The organism is Falsiroseomonas oryzae, assembly GCF_027856955.1.
Classification (GTDB): domain Bacteria; phylum Pseudomonadota; class Alphaproteobacteria; order Acetobacterales; family Acetobacteraceae; genus Falsiroseomonas; species Falsiroseomonas oryzae.
This window is the reverse complement of the sequence record NZ_JAPSMD010000244.1, coordinates 1-8,146: the sequence shown is the minus strand read 5'-3', so window position 1 is coordinate 8,146 and position 8,146 is coordinate 1. Positions and strand designations below refer to the sequence as shown.

Sequence of the window (8,146 nt, the reverse complement as noted above, 5' to 3'; positions counted from 1 at the left end):
GCTCGGCGCGCACGGCCTCGGCCGCGTGGTCGGCAGGCGGCGGGGACGGCGGCGCGGCCGGCTCGGGCGGAGCCGGGTTCTCCGGCGGCGCGGCCGGGGTGTCGGTGGTGTCGGGCATGATGGTGGCTTCCTCGTGCGGCAGGGCGGGTTCGATGGTGGGCATGGGGGAGCCCTGGTCCCCCTGCGCGCGGACGGCGGCGTCGCGATCGATCGGAATCGGCACGACGGAGATCTCGAAGGGCTCCCAATCCACCGCGCGGTGGATCGTGGTGCCGGTGGCGGCATCGGGCCGCGGCTCGTAGCGGTGCACGCGATAGCCGACGCTGACCGCGCGCAGCGTGCCGTCGGCGATGCGCTGCCAGACCGGCTCGACGTCGGCGGCGGAGGAGAACTGCAAGGTGGCGTAGCCGCGGCCACGCTCGAGGCGGGCGGCGGTGACGCGGCCGAGCACGTCGCGGGCGTCCATGCTGCGATGGGTGTTCAGCACCGGGGCGTTGCCGGAGCGGAGCGCGTCCATGCGCACGGCGTTTGGCGACATCTCCAGCTCCTCGGTGATGGGGCCGAGGGCGGGGACGAAGTTGCGGGCGCGAGCACCGGTGGACCACACCACCTCGACGGTGCGCGCGGCGCGGTCGACGGTGGCGGGCGCGGTGATGGCGCGATGCGCCACCATGGGCGCGTCAGCAGCGGCGGACGCAGCAGCAGTCTCCGGCGCGGCACCGCTGCCGCCCGGTTCGCTCGTCTCGATCATGGTCAGCCTTATTCTGCTGTCTCGCGCGGCGGTGCCGCGCCGCCGGTGGTGGCGATCTCCACTGCGGCCATCTGCGCAGCGTCCTATGCGCAGCAGCGGGTGCTCTATGCCTTATCGCCTGCCGCGCAATGGCGCCGTCTACTCACGGATTGATCGCGACCAGGATGCCGGTAAGCTACTCAGGCTCAGCGAAGTCCTGAAGCAGCAGTACCCAGAGCGGCAGCGAGATAACTGAGAGCAGATGCTCGCTCGTCGTGATCGCCGCCATCAGCCTGGCGTCCCCGCCCATCGCGCGCGCGACGACATAGCTCGTCGCCGCCGTCGGCATTGCCATCAAGAGCACGGCGATGGAGGTCGAAAGTGGATCAAGGTCCATGGCGCGACAGAGCAGCAGTGTTGCCGCTGGCAACGCGACGAGCTTCAGCGCTGCAGTCCAGAACTGCAGCGCTGGTCGGTCGGCCAGCCCGCCTTGCAACAGCGCTGCCCCGACAGCGAGCAGCCCCAGCGCGATGCAGGCGCGGCCGAGCGTCTCGACGAGGGGCCGGACGCCCGGCGGCAAACCACCCAACCCGGCGACCACGAAGCCCACCACGCAGGCGAGGACAAGCGGGTTAAGCGCTACCTGGCGCAACACGGCGCTAAGGCGCAGCTGCCCACCGCGCCCTAAAGCGAAGGCTACGCTTGTGACTACCTCCACGAACCCCACGATTAACAGGGTCGCCACTCCGGCGAGTGCGAGGCCGGGCAACTCGAACAGGGCGCCGACAAGCGCAACGCCAATGAGGTTGTTGAATCGGATGCTGCCCATCAGCACGCTCGTCATGGCGGCGTGTGGTTGACGAAGCGCTCGCGCGAGGAGCACGGCAGCGATGGTACCGAGCGCTAGAGTGATCCAGATCGCTGCCATCATCCTCGGGATCGACAGCTCGCCCAGCTGCGCGGAGCCGATTGCGGCGACCAGCAGCGCTGGCAGCAGCACCCAGAAGATCAGGCGTTCAAGGCCCTTCCAGACCGCCTCGTCCGGCAGCAGGCTGCGGCGAAGCAGAGCGCCCAGCGCGAGAAGGCCGAAGAGCGGCACGAAGGCGTTGACGAAGGGGATCATCGGATTGAATATTCCGAAACGAGCAGAGAGAAGGCAACAGAAATTTAATATTTCGAAGTAACTGAAAGAAACCATAAATAGCCAGAAAATTACGCATTCTGGCCAAATGATGAAGGTTTTCTTACTGCCGCACTCAGCTTCCTCAATGGCATTGCCAGCCCAGCTTATGCACCGACTCGCTCCGCATCGTTGATAGATTGCATAGGCGCAGCGGCGCCGGTCGCGGCAATCTCCACCGCGGCCATCTGTGCGGCGTCCTGTGCGCTGCCGGACTTCGCGACGCGGCGTGGATCGGTGTCGAGCGAGATGCCGGCTTCGTCGAGCAGGGCATTGGCCTCGCGGATCATCTCCACCGCGGCCCGGAAATCGTAGCCGAAGGCGCCGGCGGCTTCGGGCTGCGGCACCAAGCCGGCCCGCACCTGCGCGATCAGTGCGGTGGTGTCCTTGAGCGGGTCGATCATCTCGTGCGCCGGCGGCACGTGGCTGACGCCGTCCGGCATGTCCGTGCCCCACAACCCCAGCAGCGCGCCCTGGGTGTGGAAGCGATCGGCGATGGGCCGCACCAGCATCGGGATCAGCATGCCGTATTGCACCTGCTCGCAGAGACGACGGAACTCGATCTTGCCGGCGCGGAGGGACGAGTAGTTCGCCTGCGTAAGATCGCCCGAGACCTGGTCGTAGGTCAGGCCGGCGCCGACAGCCGCGGCCTCGAGGGCGCGGCGCGCGAAGGCCGCGTGGCTGCCGCCGCCGCTCGGGTTCACCACCTCCACGCTGCCCATGCCGCGGCGATACAGGATCATGCCCGGCTCGAAGCTCTCGACCGTGCGGCCCTGCGCGTCACGGAGCAGGCCGGCGGCCGCGCCCGTCAATGCCTCGTCGCCCTCCTCGGTGACCACGGCAGCGAGGCAGGCCTCGATCTTGGCCTTCATCAGCAGCGCGGCCTCGTAGTCGCCGAGGTCGCGCAGCCGGAGCAGCACCGGCGCGAGCCAGGAGACGTCGCGCAGCTGGCCGGGCCGGCGCTTGCGATAGACATGCAGCACGTCGCCGGCGGGGATGCGCTCGCTGCCGAGCCAGGTCGCGCCCGGCAGAATCCAGGCCGCGCCCGGATGCACGCGGTGCAGCCAGTAGCCGATCGGCTCGCCGGCCTCGCCGAGGGCGATGCCCTGGATCGTGGCGGCGCCCGCCAGCATGCCGTTGCGCGCCGTGTCGAGGTGGTCCGCCTCCAATACCTGCAGCCGCAGGCCGATCGGATTGGCGGACGACGGCTCCGCCACCAGGAAGCGGACGAAGCACTCGCCGGACTCGACGATGGCGCGCATCGCCAGCGCCTGCAGGCCATAGAGATCCAGCCGCCCCTCGGCGTCACAGCCGGTGCTCTCCGCCCAATGCTGCCATGCACGGCTGTGCGCCGCGTCCGGCCAGCGGGTGGTGATACCGGCGCCAACTGCGTTGCCCGTCCAGAGGTCGACGATGCGGCTGGCATAGGGGTCGTTGCGCACGGCGTCGCGGGCGCGGCGCGCCACCGTCGCCGCAGCCATTCCGACCTCGGCCGTCGCGCTGCCACCGGACGGCGCCCATGTGGAGGCGCGCTGGTCCTGCGCCGCCGCATAGCCGCGAAGGACGTTCCAGGCATCCCGGAGCCGGCCCATCACCTGCTTCCCCCGCGCGAGAAGCTGGCCAGCGTCACGGACGGGCGGCGTGTTGCGGTCGTCTCCGCGCCGCGCAGCACGGCCAGCGCACGGCCGAGCTCATCCAGGCTGCGGTACTCCACGGTGCGGCCGTCGAAGGTCACGCGCGTGGTGCCGCCGGTGTAGGCCGCGGCGAGCGCAGCCGCGCGGCTGCCGGCCGGCTGCGCCAGCGCCCAGGCGAGGGCGGTCGGATCCATGCTTGAGGGTCCTCAGCGCTGTCACCAGCTTTGCTGGCAAGGGCATCCGAATGGGAGGAAACCCATGGCGATCGCTCAACCACCCCATCGTGCCGGCCCACGACAAGGAGGCCGCCGCGCGCCCGAACGAGGAGTTCTACACGCTCGGCCGCTGCTGACTGGACACCGCGCCTCCCTGGATCGCGGGACCGGCCCTACCGGGACGCCGCCCCGCCGCCGGTCGGTAGTGATGACCTGGGCTGCCAGCGCCGCCGCGCCTCTGCCTCGCCGTCGAACCACGCCTCAAAGATCGGCGACGCTAGGATAGCGCGCATGTGCAGCGTCGCCGTGCCGATGTTGCGGAAGCCATGCTGGCGCTCCGCCGGGATGACCAAGGACTGGCCCGCCGTGAGGGTCGCCCGTTCGTCGTCAAGCCAGAGTTCGGCCGTCCCCTCCAGCACCGTCAGCACCTCCTCGACGGCGTGCCGGTGGGTGGGGGCGCCGCGACCGGGGTCGCAGAATTGCTCGAACACGCATAGGTGCTCCGAACCCGTCAGGGCAGAGACGAGCATGCGGGTCATCACCCCGGGACGCCACTCGTCGAGCGGTTCGCCTGTGTGGTCGATGATGTGCATGCCGTCGCCTCCTCCCTGGCGGGGTTTCAGATCGTGCCGAGCGGCGTGCGAGCGTCCATTCGGCTCGCGCGCCGCCATTCGGTTGCGGACCATCGGCTCGGGCCGCCCGTGCGGGCATGATGCGCCAGGACCGCGTCGCTCACCACATTCGCGACGAGGGGCGGGCCGGTCGTGGCAACATCGCCCGTCCCTATGGCGGCACTCACTCACCTCTCAAGGGCGCCGCAGCTGTCCTCGGCTACGCTATGGTGCCCAGCACCGAGCCGCTCCCGCTCTGGGTCAATCGTGCCCCCCGTCCCGAACATCTGGGCGGCGATCGTTGCCGGACGCCTGGGGCACCCCGAGGAGACTACGCTGACGCTCGGCAATGCCGTCGCGGGCGTGGCCGCACGGGCGAAGGCGAGTCGGCTCAGCGAAGCCAGCCGCTGCGCGGCGCGAGCCAGCCGCGTGGGCGGTGAGAGTCGGCCGTGGCCGGCGACGACGAGGAAGCGACATTCCCGCCGGCGGGAAGCTCGGCCGCCGCCAGCGACAGCGCGTCCGCCATCCGCGCCCAACGCCCATCGCCCCAGCCATCCATGCCGAGCGCCGCCGCAGCCGCGCGCGCGTAGACGCGGCAGTCCAGCGCCTCGTTCCTCTCGCGCGTCTTCACCCATTCGAGCCGGCGAAAGCCGTTGCGGCCGGCGCGGGCCACGAGCTGCTCCGCCGTGAGCTGCCGGCAGAACTCCTCGCCTGCCGCATGCACCGGCAGGTGCACGTAGCCCGGCGGGAACGGATCGCCGCTCTCCGCCGTCGGCCGCTCCAGCTTGAGCCACCCATAGGTCTCGCCCTTCAGGAAGGACGAGCCCACCGGCCAAACCTTCAGCCCGCCGAGCTTCCGGCCATTGCGCCGTACCTCCGTTGCGGCCGGCTGCCCGACCGCGGCGCGGAGCCCGTCCTGGCCCTTCACGGCAATGGCGCGGCCGGCACCTGCGCGCCGGACGAACGAATACACCTCCGCCGTGGTCATCCCGTCGCCGCTGTCGATCGCCGCCATGGCCACCGGCAGGCGGTGCCCGCTGGCGTGCCGCCAGGTCTCTCCAAGCAGCAGCCGCAACTCCTCCCAGACCGCCGCCTCGAACGGGTTGCCCGCCAGCACGCGGTGCTCGACCAGCCAGGACTGCCGATCCTGGCCCCAGGCCCAGAGGCTCGCCTCGAGGCGGTCGCGCTGCACGTCCACACCGGCGGTGAGCAGCAGACCGCCCATCGGCACGGTGCCCGCGGGCCAGTGCTCACGCCGGTCGTAGAGCCGCTGCCAGTCCGGCGCCTCGCCTGCCTCCTGCCAGGTCTCGCCGAGCACAGTGTTGCGAAAGGTCTTGATCGCGCGGTCGTCGCCCTGCGCGGCGAGCCAGAGCCGCGCGATCTCCGACCAGGGCATCCAGCCGGGCGGCGAGTAGAGCGCCGAGATGTGGAAGCCGATGGCGTGCGGATCCGTCGCCGTGGCCGTGGCCCGCCACTCCCCCGCGACGAGCATCGCCGCCTTGTGCTGCTCCCCGATCGCCCCGTCGCAATCCTCGCAGAGATACCGCGCCGTCTCCGGCTGGCCCTCGTCCCAGACCAGCCGCTCGAAGCGCAGGTGCTGGCGGTGGTCGCAGTGGGGACACGGCACGAAGTAGCGCCGCTGGTCGGTCGCCAGATACTCCCGCTCGATCCGCGACAGGCCGGCGATGGTCGGCGTGCTGACGAGCAGCATCTTGCGGCGCCAGCCGAAGGTCCGTGCGCGGGCTTCGGCCAGCGCGATCGGATCGCCCTCGCCCTCGACGTCGCCGGGATAGGCGTCGATCTCGTCGAGGAACAGGAACCGCGCCGACATGGAGCGCAGGCCAACCGCGCTGTTGGCGCCCGTCATCACCAGCTGCCCGCCCGGGAACTCTTTGCTGAGCTGGCGATTGCCGCTGTCCCTCGACCGCGCCGGCGCCACCCGTTCCCGGATCGCCGGCGTCTCCTCCACCAGGGGGTCGATGCGCTGGTCGGAGAAGCGCTTGGCCAGTTCCGTCGTGGGCTGCACAGCGAGCATCGGGCCCGGCGCATGGTGTATTACGTAGCCGATCCAATTATTGCCGCACTCGGTGCCCCCGACCTGCGCGCCCTTCATGAACACGACGCGACGCGCGGCCTGCGCCGGCGACAGCGCATCCATGATCTCGCGCAGGTAGGGCGTGCGCGCGGTGCGCCATGGCCCCGGCTCTGCCGAGCCGCGGGATCCGAGCACGCGATGCCGGTCCGCCCATTCCGAGACGAGCAGTGCCGGCTCGGGTGCCATGCCGTCGCGCCAGGCCTGCAGGATCTCGGCGTCACCGTCGAAGCGGCCGAGCTCCTCCAGGAGATGCTCGCCCGCCATCAGCCGACGCTCACCCGGGCATCGTGCCGCGCCGCCAGGTGCTCGCGCAGGCGCGTGTCCATCATGGTCTGCAGCCGATGCGCATCCACGCCGAGCTCGGCGGCCATCTCGGCGGCGACGCGCGCCGGCCACGCGAGGATCGCATCGCGCTCCTCTTTGGCGAGGCGGTGCACCAGCAGTAGGGCGCGGGCCTTGTCGACCAGCTTGCCCTTGCGCTCGTCCAGCCGCAGCCGGCGCTCCTGCGCCTTGAACACCTCATTCGCCGTCCGCGCATCGTGGAAGGTGTTCTGCGCAGCACGCGGCAGCGGATCGGGCGCAAGCGCTGCGATCGATGTTGGCGCCGGTGGCCGCGGTGCCGCTACAGGCGGCTGCACCAGCGTCGCGGTCTTCCGGACGGGATCGCTGCTGTCAGCCAGCCGCACCCGAACCTTCTCGACGTCCCAGGCGCCATCCGCCTCCGGCGCGATGCGACCAGCGCGCTGCGCCTTCTGCAGCGCCGTGTGGGAGATACCGAGGCGGCGCGCCACCTCGCGCTGCGAGGCCACGCGGCCCGGCTGCGCGACAGCGATCATGATGTGATCCAGATCCCCCGAAGAGAGCAATCGCCGGCACGCCGATGGCGCTTGGCTCAGCCCCCGCCGCAGCGCGAATGGTCCGTCACGCGCGGAGCACCGCGCCGCAGATGGAGAGCATGATGACCGACCGAGACGTCCGCGCCACACGCAATCAGGAGCGCAGCCTCGCCGCCTTCCTCAAGCACAAGGCCGAGTTCGACGCCCTGCTTGCCGAGTTGCAGCAGGCCAGCGCGGACCACTTCGGCGCGGATCCCGAGACGGTGCTCTGGGGCGAGGCCGCCTGGCTCGCCGACGCCACTGCGAAGCTGAAGGACATCGCCGACCAGCATTTCCGGCGCGGTGAATACAGCACCTAACGGGGGACGCTCCCGCGCGGCCCCGACCGGGTTCTGCCCGGCGGGGCTCCCGGCAGTAGGGGGGCCGAGGGTCGGCTCCAGGAACCGGAGACTCCGACGATGAAGCTTTCTGACACCCAGCGCGCCATTCTCGCCGCCGCCGCGCAGCACCCCGAGCACCTGGCCTACCCGCCCGAGCGCCTTCCCGCCGGCGCGCGGCAGAAGGTGGCGCAGGCGCTGCTGAAGCAGGACCTGGTGATCGGCGTGCACCGCCCGGCTTACGACGCGATCGCGAAGTGGACGGTGGACGGCGACGAGATGCTGCTGAAGATCACCGACGACGGGCTGCGCGCCATCGGCATCGACCCGAACGCGGGCGACGCGTGCGAGGAGGACGAGCAGAGCGCCGAGGCCATCGCGCGCCGCAACGCCGAGCGCCGGGCCGCCGCGGAGGCCGCCGCGCCGGTGGCCGACACGGCGCCCACGGGCGGGGAGGACGCCGCGGAG

At 70.9% G+C, this 8,146-nt stretch carries 9 protein-coding genes; 2 read left to right on the top strand and 7 right to left on the bottom strand.

Features of this window, described 5'->3' with window-relative positions; all coding sequences use genetic code 11:
• The 7 genes from OZN99_RS20140 to OZN99_RS20110 form a co-directional block, all read right to left on the bottom strand.
• Positions 1-751, bottom strand: a 751-nt coding sequence (locus OZN99_RS20140; protein ID WP_270937045.1) for an HK97 family phage prohead protease, incomplete at its 3' end; no start/stop codon positions are given.
• Positions 752-926: 175 nt separating this feature from the next.
• Entirely contained in the window at positions 927-1,853 is a 927-nt protein-coding gene (locus OZN99_RS20135) for an AEC family transporter (protein ID WP_270937044.1), read from the bottom strand.
• A gap of 164 nt (positions 1,854-2,017) precedes the next feature.
• Positions 2,018-3,502 carry a phage portal protein gene (locus tag OZN99_RS20130; RefSeq protein WP_270937043.1) on the bottom strand — a complete coding sequence of 495 codons (1,485 nt, stop codon included), beginning with the start codon at positions 3,500-3,502 and terminating at the stop codon, positions 2,018-2,020.
• Positions 3,502-3,738 (bottom strand): phage head-tail joining protein, encoded by a 237-nt coding sequence (locus OZN99_RS20125; protein WP_270937042.1) that lies wholly within the window; start codon positions 3,736-3,738, stop codon positions 3,502-3,504. The genes OZN99_RS20130 and OZN99_RS20125 overlap by 1 nt, the downstream gene beginning before the upstream one ends.
• Positions 3,739-3,932: 194 nt before the next feature.
• Complete coding sequence (locus OZN99_RS20120) at positions 3,933-4,352, bottom strand: cupin domain-containing protein (protein WP_270937041.1); 420 nt, start codon at positions 4,350-4,352, stop codon at positions 3,933-3,935.
• 409 nt (positions 4,353-4,761) lie between these two features.
• Positions 4,762-6,729: a phage terminase large subunit family protein gene (locus tag OZN99_RS20115; protein WP_270937040.1), complete on the bottom strand. Its 1,968-nt coding sequence runs from the start codon at positions 6,727-6,729 to the stop codon at positions 4,762-4,764.
• Positions 6,729-7,301 carry an elements of external origin gene (locus OZN99_RS20110; RefSeq protein ID WP_270937039.1) on the bottom strand — a complete coding sequence of 191 codons (573 nt, stop codon included), beginning with the start codon at positions 7,299-7,301 and terminating at the stop codon, positions 6,729-6,731. The genes OZN99_RS20115 and OZN99_RS20110 overlap by 1 nt, the downstream gene beginning before the upstream one ends.
• A 119-nt stretch (positions 7,302-7,420) precedes the next feature.
• Here OZN99_RS20110 and OZN99_RS20105 point away from each other — a divergent pair, with 119 nt between their 5' ends.
• Positions 7,421-7,660 carry a hypothetical protein gene (locus OZN99_RS20105; protein WP_270937038.1) on the top strand — a complete coding sequence of 80 codons (240 nt, stop codon included), beginning with the start codon at positions 7,421-7,423 and terminating at the stop codon, positions 7,658-7,660.
• 99 nt (positions 7,661-7,759) lie between these two features.
• On the top strand, positions 7,760-8,146 hold a 387-nt coding region (locus tag OZN99_RS20100), incomplete at its 3' end, for a hypothetical protein (protein WP_270937037.1).

What these genes read in the sequence shown, in the direction of transcription:
- OZN99_RS20135 (WP_270937044.1), bottom strand. Translation starts at nt 1,853, where the DNA reads ATGATCCCCTTCGTCAACGCCTTCGTGCCGCTCTTCGGCCTTCTCGCG.
- OZN99_RS20130 (WP_270937043.1), bottom strand. Translation starts at nt 3,502, where the DNA reads ATGGGCCGGCTCCGGGATGCCTGGAACGTCCTTCGCGGCTATGCGGCG.
- OZN99_RS20125 (WP_270937042.1), bottom strand. Translation starts at nt 3,738, where the DNA reads ATGGATCCGACCGCCCTCGCCTGGGCGCTGGCGCAGCCGGCCGGCAGC.
- OZN99_RS20120 (WP_270937041.1), bottom strand. Translation starts at nt 4,352, where the DNA reads ATGCACATCATCGACCACACAGGCGAACCGCTCGACGAGTGGCGTCCC.
- OZN99_RS20115 (WP_270937040.1), bottom strand. Translation starts at nt 6,729, where the DNA reads ATGGCGGGCGAGCATCTCCTGGAGGAGCTCGGCCGCTTCGACGGTGAC.
- OZN99_RS20110 (WP_270937039.1), bottom strand. Translation starts at nt 7,301, where the DNA reads ATGATCGCTGTCGCGCAGCCGGGCCGCGTGGCCTCGCAGCGCGAGGTG.
- OZN99_RS20105 (WP_270937038.1), top strand. Translation starts at nt 7,421, where the DNA reads ATGATGACCGACCGAGACGTCCGCGCCACACGCAATCAGGAGCGCAGC.